The organism is Streptomyces sp. NPDC001515 (assembly GCF_053597115.1).
The window spans coordinates 82,499-98,361 of record NZ_JBSFHN010000033.1 but is presented as its reverse complement, the minus strand read 5'-3'; the positions used below and the strand labels follow the sequence as shown (position 1 = coordinate 98,361).

Annotated in this window: 14 protein-coding genes, 1 pseudogene and 1 riboswitch; of the genes and pseudogenes, 10 read left to right on the top strand and 5 right to left on the bottom strand. The window is 72.0% G+C overall.

Annotation, left to right across the window (positions count from 1 at the left end; translation table 11 throughout):
- The 8 genes and pseudogenes from ACWCXC_RS29405 to ACWCXC_RS29370 form a co-directional block, all read left to right on the top strand.
- Positions 1–94 (top strand): annotated as a pseudogene (locus ACWCXC_RS29405) (esterase); the annotation flags it as partial.
- Positions 69–2,036, top strand: a complete 1,968-nt coding sequence (gene shc, locus ACWCXC_RS29400; RefSeq protein ID WP_450891022.1) for a squalene--hopene cyclase — start codon at positions 69–71, stop codon at positions 2,034–2,036. The pseudogene ACWCXC_RS29405 and the gene shc, both read left to right, overlap by 26 nt.
- Positions 2,036–2,695 (top strand): phosphorylase family protein, encoded by a 660-nt coding sequence (locus ACWCXC_RS29395; RefSeq protein WP_450681215.1) that lies wholly within the window; start codon positions 2,036–2,038, stop codon positions 2,693–2,695. The genes shc and ACWCXC_RS29395 overlap by 1 nt, the downstream gene beginning before the upstream one ends.
- Positions 2,696–2,700: 5 nt before the next feature.
- Positions 2,701–3,720, top strand: a complete 1,020-nt coding sequence (gene hpnH, locus ACWCXC_RS29390) for an adenosyl-hopene transferase HpnH (protein ID WP_450681214.1) — start codon at positions 2,701–2,703, stop codon at positions 3,718–3,720.
- A 163-nt stretch (positions 3,721–3,883) separates the two neighbouring features.
- Complete coding sequence (gene dxs, locus ACWCXC_RS29385) at positions 3,884–5,812, top strand: 1-deoxy-D-xylulose-5-phosphate synthase (protein ID WP_450891021.1); 1,929 nt, start codon at positions 3,884–3,886, stop codon at positions 5,810–5,812.
- Positions 5,809–7,206 carry an aspartate aminotransferase family protein gene (locus ACWCXC_RS29380; protein ID WP_450681212.1) on the top strand — a complete coding sequence of 466 codons (1,398 nt, stop codon included), beginning with the start codon at positions 5,809–5,811 and terminating at the stop codon, positions 7,204–7,206. The genes dxs and ACWCXC_RS29380 overlap by 4 nt, the downstream gene beginning before the upstream one ends.
- 79 nt (positions 7,207–7,285) lie before the next feature.
- Positions 7,286–7,894, top strand: a complete 609-nt coding sequence (locus ACWCXC_RS29375) for a helix-turn-helix domain-containing protein (protein ID WP_450681211.1) — start codon at positions 7,286–7,288, stop codon at positions 7,892–7,894.
- 46 nt (positions 7,895–7,940) lie between these two features.
- Positions 7,941–8,117, top strand: a complete 177-nt coding sequence (locus ACWCXC_RS29370; protein WP_450681210.1) for a DUF6126 family protein — start codon at positions 7,941–7,943, stop codon at positions 8,115–8,117.
- A 42-nt stretch (positions 8,118–8,159) separates the two neighbouring features.
- Here ACWCXC_RS29370 and ACWCXC_RS29365 read toward each other — a convergent pair whose 3' ends face one another.
- On the bottom strand, positions 8,160–8,972 hold the full coding sequence (locus ACWCXC_RS29365; RefSeq protein WP_450681209.1) for a tyrosine-protein phosphatase: 813 nt from the start codon (positions 8,970–8,972) through the stop codon (positions 8,160–8,162).
- A gap of 500 nt (positions 8,973–9,472) precedes the next feature.
- Positions 9,473–9,627, top strand: a riboswitch (cyclic di-AMP (ydaO/yuaA leader).
- 3 nt (positions 9,628–9,630) lie between these two features.
- Here ACWCXC_RS29365 and ACWCXC_RS29360 point away from each other — a divergent pair.
- On the top strand, positions 9,631–10,560 hold the full coding sequence (locus ACWCXC_RS29360) for a M23 family metallopeptidase (protein WP_450681208.1): 930 nt from the start codon (positions 9,631–9,633) through the stop codon (positions 10,558–10,560).
- Positions 10,561–10,746: 186 nt separating this feature from the next.
- The gene (locus tag ACWCXC_RS29355) at positions 10,747–11,571 is read left to right on the top strand and encodes an SGNH/GDSL hydrolase family protein (protein WP_450681207.1); all 825 of its coding nucleotides are present in this window, start codon (positions 10,747–10,749) and stop codon (positions 11,569–11,571) included.
- A gap of 15 nt (positions 11,572–11,586) precedes the next feature.
- Here the strand turns inward: ACWCXC_RS29355 and ACWCXC_RS29350 are convergent, their stop codons facing one another.
- Genes ACWCXC_RS29350 through ACWCXC_RS29335 form a run of 4 tightly spaced genes read right to left on the bottom strand, consistent with a single transcriptional unit; the run spans position 11,587 to position 15,838 of the window.
- Positions 11,587–12,501 carry an STM4011 family radical SAM protein gene (locus ACWCXC_RS29350; RefSeq protein WP_450681206.1) on the bottom strand — a complete coding sequence of 305 codons (915 nt, stop codon included), beginning with the start codon at positions 12,499–12,501 and terminating at the stop codon, positions 11,587–11,589.
- Between the two features lie 7 nt (positions 12,502–12,508).
- Positions 12,509–13,873: an STM4012 family radical SAM protein gene (locus ACWCXC_RS29345; RefSeq protein WP_450681205.1), complete on the bottom strand. Its 1,365-nt coding sequence runs from the start codon at positions 13,871–13,873 to the stop codon at positions 12,509–12,511.
- Positions 13,870–14,685, bottom strand: coding sequence for an STM4013/SEN3800 family hydrolase (locus tag ACWCXC_RS29340; protein WP_450681325.1), 816 nt, complete (start codon positions 14,683–14,685; stop codon positions 13,870–13,872). The genes ACWCXC_RS29345 and ACWCXC_RS29340 overlap by 4 nt, the downstream gene beginning before the upstream one ends.
- Positions 14,686–14,713: 28 nt before the next feature.
- Entirely contained in the window at positions 14,714–15,838 is a 1,125-nt protein-coding gene (locus tag ACWCXC_RS29335) for an STM4014 family protein (protein WP_450681204.1), read from the bottom strand.
- Between the last annotated feature and the right edge of the window lie 25 nt (positions 15,839–15,863).

The window sequence follows — 15,863 nt, the reverse complement described above, 5'->3', positions numbered from 1 at the left end:
GATCTCCTCCACGGACGTCGAGGAGATCCTGCTGGAACAGAGCTACCACGTCGCGACGTTGGACCATGATGCGGAGCGGATCTTCGACGAGAGCGCCGACAACCGAATCAACCCTCGCCGCGGACGACGTCCTCGCCGCCGCGCGGCGGGCCGCGGAACGCTCGGTGGAGCACCTCCTCGGCCGGCAGGACGAGCAGGGCTGGTGGAAGGGGGACCTCGCCACCAACGTCACCATGGACGCCGAGGACCTGCTGCTCCGTCAGTTCCTGGGCATCCAGGACCCCGAGACCGTCCGGGCCGCGGCGCTCTTCATCCGCGGGGAACAACTCGGTGACGGCACCTGGGCCACCTTCCACGGCGGACCCGGGGAACTCTCCACCACCATCGAGGCGTACGTGGCCCTGCGTCTGGCCGGGGACCGGCCGGACGACCCGCACATGGCCCGTGCCGCCGGATGGATCAGGGAACAGGGCGGCATCGCCGCGAGCCGGGTCTTCACCCGGATCTGGCTGGCCCTCTTCGGCTGGTGGAAATGGGAGGACCTGCCCGAGCTGCCGCCCGAGCTGATGTTCTTCCCGAAGTGGGTCCCGCTCAACATCTACGACTTCGGCTGCTGGGCCCGCCAGACCATCGTGCCGCTCACCGTCGTCTCCGCGAAACGGCCGGTGCGGCCCGCGCCCTTCGCCCTGGACGAACTGCACACCGACCCGGCCGACCCCAATCCGCCGCGCCGCCCGGCCCCCGCGACCAGCTGGGACGGGATTTTTCAGCGGCTCGACAAGGCCCTGCACCTCTACCATCGCGTCGCCCCGCGCAAGCTGCGCAAGGCCGCCATGAACGCCGCGGCCCGCTGGATCATCGAACGCCAGGAGAACGACGGCTGCTGGGGCGGGATCCAGCCGCCCGCCGTGTACTCCGTCATCGCCCTGCACCTGCTGGGCTACGACCTCGACCACCCGGTGATGCGTGCCGGGCTGGAATCGCTGGACCGCTTCGCGGTGTGGCGCGAGGACGGCGCCCGCATGGTCGAGGCCTGCCAGTCCCCGGTCTGGGACACCTGCCTCGCTACCATCGCGCTGGCCGACGCCGGGGTCGCCCCCGACCACCCGGCGCTCGTCAGGGCGGCCGACTGGATGCTCGGCGAGGAGATCGGCAGACCGGGGGACTGGTCCGTACGCAGACCCCGACTGGCCCCGGGCGGCTGGGCGTTCGAGTTCCACAACGACAACTACCCGGACATCGACGACACGGCCGAGGTGGTCCTCGCCCTGCGCCGGGTCCGCCACCCCGACCAGGCGCGGGTGGACGCCGCCATCCGGCGCGGAGTGCGCTGGAACGTCGGCATGCAGTCCCGCAACGGCGCCTGGGGCGCCTTCGACGCCGACAACACCAGCGCCTTCCCCAACCGCCTGCCCTTCTGCGACTTCGGTGAGGTCATCGACCCGCCCTCGGCCGATGTCACCGGCCACGTCGTGGAGATGCTGGCCGTCGAGGGCCACAACCGGCACCCGGCCACCCGCCGGGGCATCGAGTGGCTGCTCGCCGAACAGGACGCGGGCGGAGGCTGGTTCGGCCGCTGGGGCGTCAACTACGTGTACGGGACCGGGTCGGTGGTCCCCGCCCTGATCGCCGCCGGGCTGCCCGCCTCCCATCCGGCCGTCCGCCGGGCGGTCGGATGGCTGGAGTCCGTCCAGAACGACGACGGCGGCTGGGGCGAGGACCTGCGCTCGTACACCGAGGACAAGTGGATCGGCCACGGCGCCTCGACCGCCTCCCAGACCGCCTGGGCGCTGCTGGCCCTGCTCGCCGCCGGACGGCGCGACACCACCGCCGTCGCCCGGGGCATCACCTGGCTGACGGAGACCCAGCAGGCCGACGGCTCGTGGGACGAGCCGTACTTCACCGGGACCGGCTTCCCCTGGGACTTCTCCATCAACTACCACCTCTACCGGCAGGTCTTCCCGCTGACCGCGCTCGGACGGTACGTGCACGGCGACCCGTTCGCCGGCCGGGCACCGCTGCGCGAGGGGGCCTGATGGGCGATGCCCGGGGGGCGACCGTCCCCGCCGGCCCGCTGCTCGTCGCCTGCGCGCTGGGCATCGAGCAACTGGCCCTGCGCAGCGGCCGGGGCCGGGCGGGCTCGGCGCCCGGACCGGTCACCGTCCTGCGTACGGGCATGGGGCCCAGGGCCGCCGAGGCGGCCGTCGCACGGGCGCTCGACGGCGAGCGGGCGCGCGGCGCCGCCGTCATCGCCTCCGGGTTCTGCGCCGGGCTCGCCCCCGGCATGCACCCCGGCGATCTGGTGGTGGCCGACGAGACCCGGGCCGCCGGGCAGCCGGTCACCTGCACGGGCACGGAGGTGCTGGCCGAGGCACTGGCCAGGGCCGTCCCCGGACGCACCGTCCACACCGGTCCGCTGACCGGCTCCGCCCATGTCGTACGCGGACACGAGCGGGCCGAGCTGCGGGCCACCGGAGCGATCGCGGTGGACATGGAGTCCGCCGCGACCCTGAGCGCCGCGCTGCGGTCCGGGCCGCGCCCGGTTGCCGCCGTACGGGTGGTCGTGGACGCTCCGGAGCACGAGCTCGTCCGCATCGGCACGGTCCGCGGTGGAATATCGGCATTCCGCGTTCTTCGTGCCGTCCTTCCCGCTTTCTATGAATGGCACCGATCTTTGCTGCTCCCCAGGAGGTGAGCCAGATGGCCATGCCGCTCCGTCAGTCCATCAAGGTTGCGACGTACCTCATTGAACAGAAGCTCCGAAGGCGGGAGAAGTTTCCGCTGATTGTCGAGTTGGAGCCCTTGTACGCGTGCAATCTCGCCTGCGAGGGCTGCGGGAAGATCCAGCATCCGGCCGGAGTGCTCAAGCAGCGCATGCCGGTGGCCCAGGCGGTCGGCGCCGTGCTCGAATCGGGCGCGCCGATGGTGTCCATCGCCGGTGGCGAACCCCTGATGCACCCGCAGATCGACGAAATCGTGCGCCAGCTGGTGGCGCGGAGGAAGTACGTCTTCCTCTGCACCAACGCCATGCTGATGCGCAAGAAGCTCGACAAGTTCACGCCCTCGCCTTACTTCGCCTTCACCGTGCACATCGACGGACTGCGCGAGCGGCACGACGAATCGGTCGCCAAGGAAGGGGTCTTCGACGAGGCGGTGGCGGCGATCAAGGAAGCCAAGAGCCGCGGCTTCCGGGTCACCACCAACTCCACGTTCTTCAACACCGACACCCCGCAGACCATCATCGAGGTCCTGAACTACCTCAACGACGACCTCAAGGTCGACGAGATGATGATCTCGCCCGCCTACGCCTACGAGAAGGCACCGGACCAGGAGCACTTCCTGGGCGTCGACCAGACCCGCGAACTGTTCAGGAAGACCTTCGCGGGCGGCAACCGGACCCGCTGGCGCCTCAACCACTCCCCGCTCTTCCTGGACTTCCTGGAGGGCAAGGCGGACTTCCCCTGCACGGCCTGGGCCATCCCCAACTACTCCCTGTTCGGCTGGCAGCGCCCCTGCTACCTGATGAGCGACGGCTATGTGCCGACGTACCGGCAGCTCATCGAGGACACCGACTGGGACAAGTACGGCCGGGGCAAGGATCCCCGCTGCGCCAACTGCATGGCGCACTGCGGCTACGAGCCGACCGCCGTGCTCGCCACCATGGGATCGCTCAAGGAGTCCCTGCGGGCCGCACGGGAGACCGTCGGCGGAAGCCGCTGAAGTGACGACCGCCCGGGAACCGGCCCCGCCGGATCCCGGGCAACCGCCGGCCCCGGCCCCTCGCGACGCGCCGGGCCGGCGGGGTCACGGACGCGCGGGCACCCCCTCACGGGGGTCCCGCCGTCGTCGTGTGTGGAAACAGGAGCAGAGAGGGGGCCCGGGAATGTCGCTGTTGCCGTCCATCCGGGGGCCGCACGATCTCAAGGCGCTGAGCGGAGCGCAGCTGGACGAACTGGCCGAGGACATCCGGACGTTCCTCATCCGGGCGGTGGCCAGGACCGGGGGCCATCTGGGGCCCAACCTCGGCGTGGTGGAACTCTCCATCGCCCTGCACCGGGTCTTCGACTCGCCCGTGGACCGGATCCTCTGGGACACGGGCCACCAGAGCTACGTCCACAAGCTGCTCACCGGACGCCAGGACTTCTCCAAACTGCGCGGCAAGGGCGGCCTGTCGGGCTATCCCTCCCGCGAGGAGTCCGAACACGACGTCATCGAGAACTCGCACGCCTCGACCGTCCTCGGCTGGGCCGACGGCCTGGCCAAGGCCAACGAGGTGCTGGGCAGGGAGAACCACGTCGTCGCGGTCATCGGTGACGGGGCGCTCACCGGAGGCATGGCCTGGGAGGCGCTGAACAACATCGCCGCCGCCAAGGACCGCCCGCTGATCGTCGTCGTCAACGACAACGAGCGCTCCTACGCCCCGACCATCGGCGGCCTGGCCGACCACCTCGCCACCCTGCGCACCACCGACGGCTACGAGCGCTTCCTCTCCTGGGGAAAGAACGTGCTCCAGCAGACCCCCGTGGTCGGCCGCCCGCTGTACGAATCGCTGCACGGCGCCAAGAAGGGGTTCAAGGACACCTTCGCCCCGCAGGGCATGTTCGAGGACCTCGGGCTCAAGTACCTCGGCCCGGTCGACGGCCACGACACGGCGGCCGTCGAGACCGCGCTCCAGCGCGCCAAGCGCTTCCACGGTCCGGTGCTGGTCCACTGCATCACCGAGAAGGGGCGCGGCTACGCCCCCGCGCTGGAGGACGACGCCGACCGCTTCCACACCGTCGGCGCGATGGACCCGCTGACCTGTGTGCCGCTCGCCCCGGCCCCCGGGCCCTCCTGGACCTCGGTCTTCGGGGACGAGATCGCGGCCATCGGAGCCGAGCGGCCGGACGTCGTCGCCCTCACGGCGGCGATGCTGCACCCCGTCGGACTGACGAAGTTCGCGGAGGCGTTCCCCGACCGCGTCTGGGACGTCGGCATCGCCGAGCAGCACGCCGCGGTCACCGCCGCCGGACTGGCGACGGGCGGACTGCACCCGGTCGTCGCCGTCTACGCGACCTTCCTCAACCGGGCCTTCGACCAACTGCTGATGGACGTCGCCCTGCACGGGTGCGGGGTGACCTTCGTCCTGGACCGGGCCGGGGTCACCGGCCCCGACGGCGCCTCCCACAACGGCATGTGGGACATGTCGATCCTCCAGGTCGTCCCCGGACTGCGGATCGCCACCCCGCGCGACGCCGTGACGCTGCGCCAGGAACTGCGCGAGGCGGTGGCCGTGGACGACGCCCCCACCCTCGTGCGCTTCCCCAAGGAATCCGTCGGCGAGCCGGTCCCGGCGGTCGGCCGGATCGGCGGGATGGACGTCCTGCACCGCGCGGAGGACGCCGACGTCCTGCTGGTCGCCGTCGGTGTCATGGCCCCGGTCTGCCTCCAGGCCGCCGACCTGCTGACCGGCGCCGGCATCCGCTGCACCGTCGTCGACCCCCGCTGGGTCAAGCCGGTCGACCCGGCCCTGGCACCGCTCGCCGCCGCGCACCGGCTCGTCGCGGTCGTCGAGGACAACAGCCGGGCCGCGGGCGTCGGCTCCGCCGTCGGCCTGGCGCTGCGGGACGCCGGCGTCGACGTACCGTTGCGCACCTTCGGCATTCCCGACCAGTTCCTCGCCCACGGCAAACGGTCCGAGGTACTGGCCGACATCGGACTCACACCGGTCGAGATCGCCGGCCGGATCGGCGCGGCGCTGGCCGCCCGGGACGCGGCGGACGGGACGGGGCGGGACGCCCCGCACCACGGTCACCAGGGGAGCGGAGCATGAACGACGAGGGGCCCAAGGGCTTCGATCTGGCACGGCTCCTCGCGGAGCGCGGCGCCGAACGCTACGAACTGCACACCAAGCACCTCAACCACCAGCTGCCGCGCATGCTGCACACCATCGGCTTCGACAAGGTCTACGAGCGGGCCGAGGGCGCCCACTTCTGGGACGCGGAGGGCAACGACTACCTGGACATGCTGGCCGGCTTCGGCGTGATGGGGCTCGGCCGCCACCACCCCGTCGTCCGCCGGGCGCTCCACGACGTCCTGGACGCCTCCCTCGCCGACCTCACCCGGTTCGACTGCCAGCCCCTGCCCGGCCTGCTGGCCGAGAAACTCCTCACACACAGCCCGCACCTGGACCGGGTCTTCTTCGGCAACAGCGGTACGGAGGCGGTGGAGACCGCGCTCAAGTTCTCCCGGTTCGCCACCGGCCGGCCCAGGATCCTCTACTGCGCCCACGCCTTCCACGGGCTGACCACCGGCTCCCTCTCGGTCAACGGGGAGTCCGGCTTCCGCGACGGCTTCGCCCCGCTGCTGCCCGACACCGCCATCGAGCTGGGCGATCTCGACGCGCTGCGCCGCGAGCTGAAGCGCGGCGACGTCGCCGCCCTGGTCGTCGAACCGATCCAGGGCAAGGGCGTGCACGCGGCACCCCCGGGCTTCCTGCGCGAGGCCCAGGAGCTGCTGCACCGGCACAAGGCGCTCCTGATCGCCGACGAGGTGCAGACCGGCCTCGGCCGGACCGGCGACTTCTACGCGTACCAGCACGAGGAGGGCGTCGAGCCCGATCTGGTCTGTGTCGCCAAGGCGCTCTCCGGCGGCTACGTGCCGGTCGGGGCCACCCTCGGCAAGGACTGGATCTTCAAGCGGGTCTACTCCTCGATGGACCGCGTCCTGGTCCACTCCGCGAGCTTCGGGTCCAACGCCCAGGCGATGGCGGCCGGTCTCGCCGTGCTCACGGTGATGGAGGACGAGGAGACCGTCGCCCACGCCCGGCGGACCGGGGACCTGCTGCGCGAACGGCTGGCCGCGCTCGTCGGCCGCTACGAGCTGCTGCACGAGGTGCGCGGACGCGGGCTGATGATCGGCATCGAGTTCGGCCGGCCGTCCTCGCTGAAGCTGCGCAGCCGCTGGACCATGCTCCAGGCCGCCCGCAAGGGGCTCTTCGCACAGATGGTGGTCGTCCCGCTGCTCCAGAAGCACCGCATCCTGACCCAGGTCTCCGGCGACCACCTCGAAGTGATCAAGCTGATTCCCCCGCTGGTGATCGACGACGCGGACGTGGACCGGTTCGTGACCGCGTTCACCGCGGTGATGGACGACGCGCACAACGGCGGCGGTCTGATGTGGGACTTCGGGCGGACCCTGGTGAAGCAGGCGGTCGCCAACCGCTGACCGGGCGCGGCCGTGCCGAGGGATTTGCCTGGGAGGCAAGAAATTTGCCTCTCAGGAAAGTTCCTGGCCCAATAGGAGTATGAATCCTCCGGAAGGAGGGGTGGCCGACGAGCTGCCCGGGGTCGCGCCCCGTCTGCGCGATCTGCGTCGCAGTCGTGGTCTCACCCTGGAGAGCGCCGCCCAGCGGGCCGGACTCTCGCCCGCGCATCTCTCCCGGCTCGAAACGGGCCGGCGCCAGCCCTCGCTGCCGATGCTGCTCGGTCTGGCCAGGATCTACGGTACGACGGTCTCCGAGCTGCTGGGCGAGATGCCCCCCGAACGTGACGCGATCGTGCGCGGCCGGAGGTTCGAGGGCGCCGAGGCCGACGGCTGGACGTACCAGCAGGCCGGGGGGTCGGGCCGGGCGATGCAGGCGCTGCGCGTCCTCGTTCCGTACGGGGCCCAGAGCGATCTGGTGCGCGTCCATCCCGGCGAGGAGTGGCTGTACGTCCGGAGCGGGCACCTGCGGGTGGTCCTCGGTGAATCCGCGCACGACCTCGCGCCCGGCGACAGCGCGCACTTCGACTCGCTCACCCCGCACCGGATCACGGCCACGGGACGTGAGGGCGCCGAACTGCTCTTCGTCCACACCCTGCTGCAGAGCCCCGCCGCCGAGCTGTGTCTCGGCGGCGGCGTCCACCGTGCCTGAGGCACCGCCCCGCCACCGGCCCCCGGGCCGGCAGAGAGGAACCGTCATGTCGGATTCCGAGAACTACGACCCGCTCACCCCGGCGCGGAGCAGGAGCGGCGACCCGCAGGAGAAGAAGATGCCCCGGGGGCTCGTCATCAGGCTCTTCGCCTACCTGGTGGCCGGGCACGTCATCGCGGGCTTTCTCTATCTGCTGTTCGCCGTGGGGATGCACAACCAGTAGCGAACGGGGCGCCCCCGCCGGGCGGGGGCGCCGTGGCCGGGATCAGATCCCGTCGAGCAGCCGCTCGCGCAGCCGCTCGCGCGTCCGCGGAGCGAGCTTCAGCCCGTCCGCGAGGTAGCGGTCGGTGCCGCCCCAGGTGGAGTCGATCGTGTCGAAGGCCGCGGCGAGGTAGTCGCGGTGGGCCCCGAAGAGCGGATTGAGCAGTTCCATCACCTCGGGCGACATTCCGGCGGGGGAGGTGTCGCTGCGGCGGACCCGGTAGCGGCGGTGGGCGTCGTTGGACTTGAGGTAGTCGGCCTCGATGGCGTCGCGCTCGACGCCGACCGCGAGCAGGGCCACGGCGATCGAGAGCCCCGCCCGGTCCTTGCCGGCCGCGCAGTGCATCAGCGCCGGAACGCTGTCCTCGGCCAGGGCGTGCAGGACCCGGCTGTGCTCGGCGGTGCGCTCCAGGATGATCCGGCGGTACGAGGCGATCATGCGGTCGGTGCCCTTGCCGTCGGCCAGGATCGACCGCAGTTCCGCCATGTCGCCGTCGCGGACCATCCGCCAGAACTCGGCCCCGTCGGCGGGGTCGCTGAGCGGGATGCTCACATTGCGCACGCCCGGCAGTTCCACGTCCAGCCCGTCGAGCTTGTGGTCGGCGCCGTTGCGGAAGTCGAAGACCGTGTGCAGGCCGAGGCCCGAGAGGAAGGCGGCGTCCTCGGGGGTGGCGTTCGCCAGGTGGCCGCTGCGGTAGAGCCGCCCGAAACGCACCCTGCGCCCGTCGGTGGTGGGGAGCCCGCCCACGTCGCGGAAGTTGCGGACCCCGGTCAGCTCGGGCTCCGTCGGCGGGGTCTGCGGCAGCTGCTGCGTCACGTTCACTCCTGGAGGCTCGGTCGCCGGCGCGGGTCGCCGGAGCGTTCACTTCCGTGACGATACGACATTGTTTCGTCGGGCAATCATCTCGGCTCCGGCCTTCTCCTCCGGCCTTCTCCCGGCGCTCGTCGCGGCTTCCCGAAGCCGCCGCGCGGGCCGTCCCGGAGCCCCGGTCGCGCGCCAGGGGGCCCCGGACGGGGGCGGTGGCCATGACATGTCCGATTTGGTGCATATGGTCGAACGTGCCCTGATTGCACGGGAGATGGTCCGGCCCTCGTGAGCGGGATCATATCCGTGACGGTGTGTGGTGACGCGCCCGTGGGGTATTCCCCGACGCCTCGCGGAAAGCCAAGATCCGTAATCCACGGAGGGTGACCGGAATTCCGCGCCGGGATTCGGGCGGGGAATCCGCCGCGCAAGCGATGGCTTGTTTCCGCCGTCCCGGCTCGCTTACGTTCCATGTCAATCCGGACGGACCGCCTAATCCTGCCGCCGACCGGAATTCGCACTCACTCACCGCGTGGCAGGAGCGGGGGAACCAGGTAGGCCGCCGTCCGGAATTCCGGACGGCTCGGGGTGAAGTCGCGCCCGCCGCGACCGGACATCTCCAGTCCGAACCCGACAGCTCACCTCGCAGGCGCCGGAGAGGAAATCCTTCATGCCCATGTCGGGTAAGCACCGCCGTCCCAAGTCCAGCACCATCGCCCGCGGCGTCGTCGTGGCCAGCGCCGGCGGAGCCGTCATCGCGCTCCCGCTCCTCGGTGCCACCGGTGCCAACGCCGCGGAGCAGACCGCTCCCGCCGCGAAGACCGTCGCCGCGCACGCCACCCCGGCCAAGCCGGCCGCCGCCCAGCAGGCCGGCGCCACCACGTACTCCGTCGTCTCCGGCGACTACCTCTCGAAGATCGCCGCCGAGCACCACGTCAAGGGCGGCTGGCAGAAGCTGTACCAGGACAACCGCGAGGTCGTCGGCGAGAACCCGAGCCTGATCTTCCCGGGCATGAAGCTGACCCTCGGTGCGAAGAGCTGGGGCCACTCCGCCGGCGCGTCCGCCACCGCGAAGGCTCCCGCCGCGAAGGCCCCGGCCGCCGCCGAGTCCAAGGCCCCCGCCGCCTCCGCCCCGGCCTCCTCCGGCTCCTCGGACGCCCAGGAGAGCACCGCCCCGGCCGCCCAGAGCAACGGCTCCGGTTATGTCCACCCGGTCCCGGGCAACCACACCACCGCCTACCGCGCCTCCGGCTCCAACTGGTCCAGCGGCAGCCACACCGGCATCGACTTCCCCGTCTCCACCGGCACCAGCGTGAAGGCCATCACCTCCGGCACCGTCGTCACCGCCGGCTGGGGCGGCGCGTACGGCAACCAGGTCGTCATCAAGCACGCCGACGGCCACTACTCCCAGTACGGCCACATGTCCTCGCTCTCCGTCTCGGCGGGCCAGACCGTGACCGCGGGCCAGCAGGTCGGCCTCTCCGGCTCGACCGGCAACGCCACCGGCCCGCACCTCCACTTCGAGGTCCGCACGGGCCCGGAGTACGGCTCGGACATCGACCCGATCGCCTACCTGGCGTCGCACGGGATCAACGTCTGATTCCCCAGGCGGTACGGGGCCGGTGAACCGGACCCGGCAATAGGTAGAGGGACGGTGCGCGGCGGCGCGACCGTCCCTCTGCTTATTCCCCCTTTACCAAAACCTGACCGGGTGGTCTATCTCACCACCCGTCAACCCCTTATTACGGTCGCGTAGGTCACATTCGGCGGTGCAGGATATGCCCTTGTGGCAGACGATTCGAACAACATCAAGCAGGGCGCCGGACGACGACAGGGCGCCATCGAGTCGTACGCGGCGATTGGCGACAGCTTCACCGAGGGCGTCGGCGACCCCGGCCCCGACGGAACCTTCGTCGGCTGGGCGGACCGCTTCGCGGTCCTCCTCGCGGACCAGCTCCCGGACCCCGGAACGGCCCACGGGAACTTCCGCTACGCCAATCTCGCCGTACGAGGACGCCTCCTCGACCAGATCGTCGAGGAGCAGGTGCCGCGCGCCAAGGAACTCGCCCCCGATCTGGTGAGCTTCTGCGCCGGCGGCAACGACATCATCCGGCCGGGAACCGACCCGGACGACGTGGCCGAGCGCTTCGAGCGCGCGGTCGCCGATCTGACCGGAGCGGTCGGCACCGTCATGGTGACCACCGGCTTCGACACCCGCGGGGTGCCGGTCCTGCGCCATCTGCGCGGCAAGATCGCCACGTACACCGCCCATGTGCGGGCCATCGCCGACCGCTACGACTGCCCGGTGCTCGACCTGTGGTCGCTGCGCTCGGTCCAGGACCGGCGTGCCTGGGACAACGACCGGCTCCACCTCTCGCCCGAGGGGCACACCCGGGTCGCCCTGCGCGCCGCCCAGGTCCTCGGCTACGAGGTGCCCGCCGACCCGGACCAGGCGTGGCCGCCGCAGGACCCGCGCGGCACGCTCGAAGTGCGCCGCGACGACATCCACTGGGCGCGCGAATACCTCGTGCCGTGGATCGGCCGGCGGCTGCGCGGCGAGTCCTCGGGCGACCACGTCGAGGCCAAGCGCCCCGATCTGCTGCCGCTCTGACCGGCCCCGCTGTCCTCAGTCGCCCAGGGCCGGCACCCCGGCCGGGGGGACGGGGGACAGCGGCAGCAGCCGGGACACCGGCACCGCCGGTACGCGCTCCAGCACCCCGCCCGCGAAGACGTCGTACAGGGGCAGCGTCTCCAGATGGACGTACCCGATGTGGCAGTCGCACACCGCCTGCGGACAGGCCCGGGGCCGCAGCGCCGCCCGGTAGCTCCCGTCGTACAGATTGCCCAGCTCCGCGCGGACGAAGTGGCAGCGGCGCACCGTCCCGTCGCCGTCGACCGAGATCACCGACTCACCCGTCCGGCAGGGCAGCCCGGCCGAGCGGTGCGGATGACGGCTGTAGGGGAACAGCGGGTCGATCTCCGTCCACCGCCCGGCCTCCTCGTCCGTGTAGCTCACGCCCTCGGCGGCGTTGATCCAGAGGTAGACCTCCTCGGGCAGCGCCGCGCGCAGCCGCCGCGCCTCGGCCAGGTGCTCGTCGAGCCCCACCACGCCCACGCTGTACCGGACCCCCAGGGCCCGCAGCTCCTCGCAGCGGCCCAGGAACCGCTCGTACGGCGTCTGTCCCGGGTGGTACGTGCACCACAGCGCGATCTTCTCGCGGCCCGCCGCACCGGCCTCGGCCAGCCACCGCGTCCGGCCGCTCAGATTCGTCTGGATCGCCACCCGGCGCACCTGCGGCAGCCCGGCCAGCTCGGTCATCGCCCGGCGGTACCAGGACCGCACCAGCCCCTCGCCCCACGGGGTGAACAGCACCGAGATCCGGTCCCCGTCCTGCTCCGCAACCCACGCGGTGAACCGCTCCAGCGCCGCCCGGTCGGCGAGCAGCCGCTCCCGGCTGTCATGCCGCTTGGCGAACGGGCAGTACGGGCAGTCGTAGTCGCACGAGGCCAGCGGGCCCCGGTAGAGGATCGTCAGGTCCACGCCCCGCTCACCTCGTCTCGTACGCGGCCATCGCGGCCCGCACGGCGGGGGAGAACAGCTCGGGGCCCAGCGCGTCCGAGTACGCCAGCCCCTCGGCCGTCAGCCGCAGCAGCCCTCGCGCGGGAGCCGACGGATCCAGCCAGCCCCGCTCCTCGAAGCGGGCCAGCTCCCGGGGGAAGTCCTCGTACGGGGAGGTGCCGAACCGGTCGCGGTACCCGGCCAGCTCCATGCCCTGCGCCTGGAGGACCGACTGGAGGAGATGGCGGCGCCGCGCCTCGTCCCCGTCGGTGTACCGTCCGACCTCGGCCCGGGAGAAGTCCTCGGTGGCCGTGTAGCGGTCGATGATGGACCGCACCTCGCGCATCTCCACCGCGTAGTCGAAGGAGTAGTGCAGCCGCGAGGTGTACGAACGCGCCCCGCAGCCCAGACCGATCATGCCGTCGGTCTGGCACGCGTAGTCGTCCGGGCCCTCCGCGCGCGGGGCGTCGGCACGGCGGAACATCCGCATCGACACCTGCTCGTACCCGCGCTCCAGGAGGTGGTCGCGGCCGGCGCGGTACAGCCGCAGCCGCTGCCCGTCCCACTCCCGGTCCGCGGCCGCCTCCCCGGCGGCCCCTCCTCTGTCGAGGCCCGTCAGGGGCCTGACGTACAGCGGGTAGAGGTACAGCTCCTCGGGGCGCCACCGCAGGGCCGTGTCCAGCGAGCCGAGCCAGCTGCGCTCGGTCTGGCCGTCGATGCCGTAGATCAGGTCGATGTTGAGCACGGGGATGCGGGTGGCGCGGATGAGGTCGAGGGCCCGCTCCACGTCCCGCAGGCGCTGGGGGCGCACCGCCGCCCTGGCCTCCTCCTCCACGAAGCTCTGCACCCCGATGCTGATCCGCGTCGTCCCCCGGTCCGCGAGGACGGCCAGCCGGTCGGCCGTCGCCGTCGACGGCGAGGTCTCCACGGACAGCGGAATCGCCCGCAGATCGGCGCCCATCCGCTTCTCCGCGATGTCGCACAGGCGGTCCAGCTCGTCCGCCGTCAGATACGTCGGCGTCCCCCCGCCGAACGCGGCGGCGGCGAACCGCACGGGCTCCGCGTCGCCCAGCGCGTCCCGTACCGCCGTGGCCTGCCGGTCCAGCGCGTCGAGATAGCGGGTGGTCAGCTCGCCGGGCGCGCCGATCCGGGTGAAGAGATTGCAGAAACCGCAGCGGACCTCGCAGAAGGGTATGTGCGCGTACAGCGAGAGCGCGTCCTTGCTCTCGCCCGCCCACAGCGCGTCGAGCGCGGGCCGGCCTGCGGGGTGCCCCTCCAGGTCCTCGTACGCGGTCTTGTGCGGATAGGCGTACACGTAGTTCTGGTACGGCCGTGCGGTGGTCCGGCTGATCATCGTGCGGTGGCTCCCGGTTCCAGGAAGAAGTGCGCGTAGGGAACGGTCCAGACGGACTCGTGGCCGAGCCGGTGACCGGTGAAGCCGTCGTCGCCGTAGGCCGTGCCGTGGTCGGAACAGACGATGGCGAACGCGCGGCGCCGGCTGCTCACCGCGGCGAAGAGCCGCCCGATGTGGGCGTCCACGTACTCCAGGGCAGCCGCGTGCGTGGCACGGCTGTCGCCGTCCTCGGGCGTCGCCCCCGGGAGGTGGAACCAGTTCGGCTGATGCAGCGCCGGCACATTGACGAACAGGAAGAGCTTCCGGTCGGCCGGCAGCTGGGCGACGACCTGCTCGGCACGGGCCACCTGGGCCTCGAACGAGGTCGGCGAGGCCACCCCGAACTCCGGCTCCCAGTGGGCCTCCTGGAAGAGCCCCGGCAGCACCGAACCGAGCGGAGGCCGATTGGTGAAGAACCCCACCCCGCCGATGCACACCGTCCGGTAGCCGATCGAGGCGAGCGCCGAGACCAGATCGGGGGTGTCGAAGACGAAGGTCCCGTCGGCCGTGGTCTCGCTGCCCGCGAACCGGGCGGCGAACAGCCTCGGGTGCGGACCGGGAGAGGCCGGCGTGGGCAGGAATCCGGCGAAGATCGCCTGGTGGGAGGCGTAGGTGAAGCTCCCCGGCGCGTGGCGCTTCTCCCAGACCCCGCCCGGTAGATGGCGGGCCAAGTGCGGGATGCGCCCGGCGGCGGCCAGCTCGGCCGCCACGTCGTACCGCAGGGTGTCCAGGGTGACGAGGAGGAGGTCGTGGCTGCCCACGACCTCGCCCATGTCGGGGCCGGTCGTGCCGGAAGGTGGTTCAGGACGGTGCGCTGACACGGTGGTTCCTCGTTCGGTTCAGTACGGCGGCGACCTGCGCCGCATAGGTGTCCAGTCCCTCGGCGCCGCTGCCCGGCAGACCCGTCAGCCGGGGCAGCAGATCACCGAAGGCGTTGACCTCACCGACGGCGAAGCGCCGCCAGCCGGTCGAGGGCAGCAGATCCACGCCGACGCACAGGGTGCCGGGGAACGCGGCCGCCGCCCGTTCGCAGACGGCCATCGCCCGCTCCCAGCCGCCCCCCGCCACCGCCTCCACGCGTGCCCGCGCCTCGTCCAGATCGCCGCGGGCGCCGCCGAGATGGAGATTGGTCATGGGGGAACGGCTGGTGCGCACGACCGCGTGGGTGGCCCGGCCGTCGACCACCACGACCCGGAGGTCCGCGACCCGGCCGTGCAGGGCGGCCTTGGGCAGCCAGCGCTCGACATGCAGACCGTCCGGCGCCAGCGCGTCGACCAGCGCGGCGACCTCGCGCTCGGTCGTGCAGTGGCGGACCCGCAGCGAGTTGAAGAGCCGGCCGGCCGCGTCCCGCTCGACCGAGGTGGCCGCCCGCACCCGGCCGGGGCCCGCCGTCTCCAGGGCCAGCACCCCGGAGGCGGAGGAGCCGTGCGCGGGCTTCACGAACACCCTCCGCATCCCGTGGCCCGCCATCAGCGCGCGCAGACCGGCCCAGTCCCGCACCGGGTCCGCGTCCGGGCCCGACGTCGGCGAGGCGGGGACGGGGACGCCCGCCGCCTCCAGGATGCCGTGGCACAGCCGCTTGTCGAACAGCACGGCGATGTCCGCCGCCCGGTCCACGAGCCGCGCCCCCGCACCCGTCGCCGCCCGCTCCACGTCCCGCACGGCGGAGGTGAACCGCGCGTACCAGAGCGCGGAACCCTCCACCCGTGTCGGGTCGTCGACCCCGCGCAGCAGCCGCTCGACCTCCGCGTCCTCCCCGGGAGAATCGACGCGCACGGTCTCGCCGGGCAGGAACTCCGCCCGCCCGGCTAGCACATCGCGCCACGGGACCGTGCGGACCGGCGGCAGCCCCGCGGCCCGCACGGCGGCCGCGAACAGCTCCACCCGGCGGCTCCCCGGATTGCCGACCACCGCGAAGCGGAGCACGTCAGGCCCCTGCCGCGCCACGAGC

Excerpts from the sequence above, each read along its gene's own strand:
- ACWCXC_RS29345 (WP_450681205.1), bottom strand. The coding sequence starts at position 13,873 with ATGATCAGCCGGACCACCGCACGGCCGTACCAGAACTACGTGTACGCC.
- ACWCXC_RS29370 (WP_450681210.1), top strand. The coding sequence starts at position 7,941 with ATGTCGGATTCCGAGAACTACGACCCGCTCACCCCGGCGCGGAGCAGG.
- ACWCXC_RS29380 (WP_450681212.1), top strand. The coding sequence starts at position 5,809 with ATGAACGACGAGGGGCCCAAGGGCTTCGATCTGGCACGGCTCCTCGCG.
- dxs (WP_450891021.1), top strand. The coding sequence starts at position 3,884 with ATGTCGCTGTTGCCGTCCATCCGGGGGCCGCACGATCTCAAGGCGCTG.
- ACWCXC_RS29360 (WP_450681208.1), top strand. The coding sequence starts at position 9,631 with ATGCCCATGTCGGGTAAGCACCGCCGTCCCAAGTCCAGCACCATCGCC.
- ACWCXC_RS29375 (WP_450681211.1), top strand. The coding sequence starts at position 7,286 with ATGAATCCTCCGGAAGGAGGGGTGGCCGACGAGCTGCCCGGGGTCGCG.
- ACWCXC_RS29340 (WP_450681325.1), bottom strand. The coding sequence starts at position 14,685 with ATGGGCGAGGTCGTGGGCAGCCACGACCTCCTCCTCGTCACCCTGGAC.
- ACWCXC_RS29395 (WP_450681215.1), top strand. The coding sequence starts at position 2,036 with ATGGGCGATGCCCGGGGGGCGACCGTCCCCGCCGGCCCGCTGCTCGTC.
- hpnH (WP_450681214.1), top strand. The coding sequence starts at position 2,701 with ATGGCCATGCCGCTCCGTCAGTCCATCAAGGTTGCGACGTACCTCATT.
- shc (WP_450891022.1), top strand. The coding sequence starts at position 69 with ATGCGGAGCGGATCTTCGACGAGAGCGCCGACAACCGAATCAACCCTC.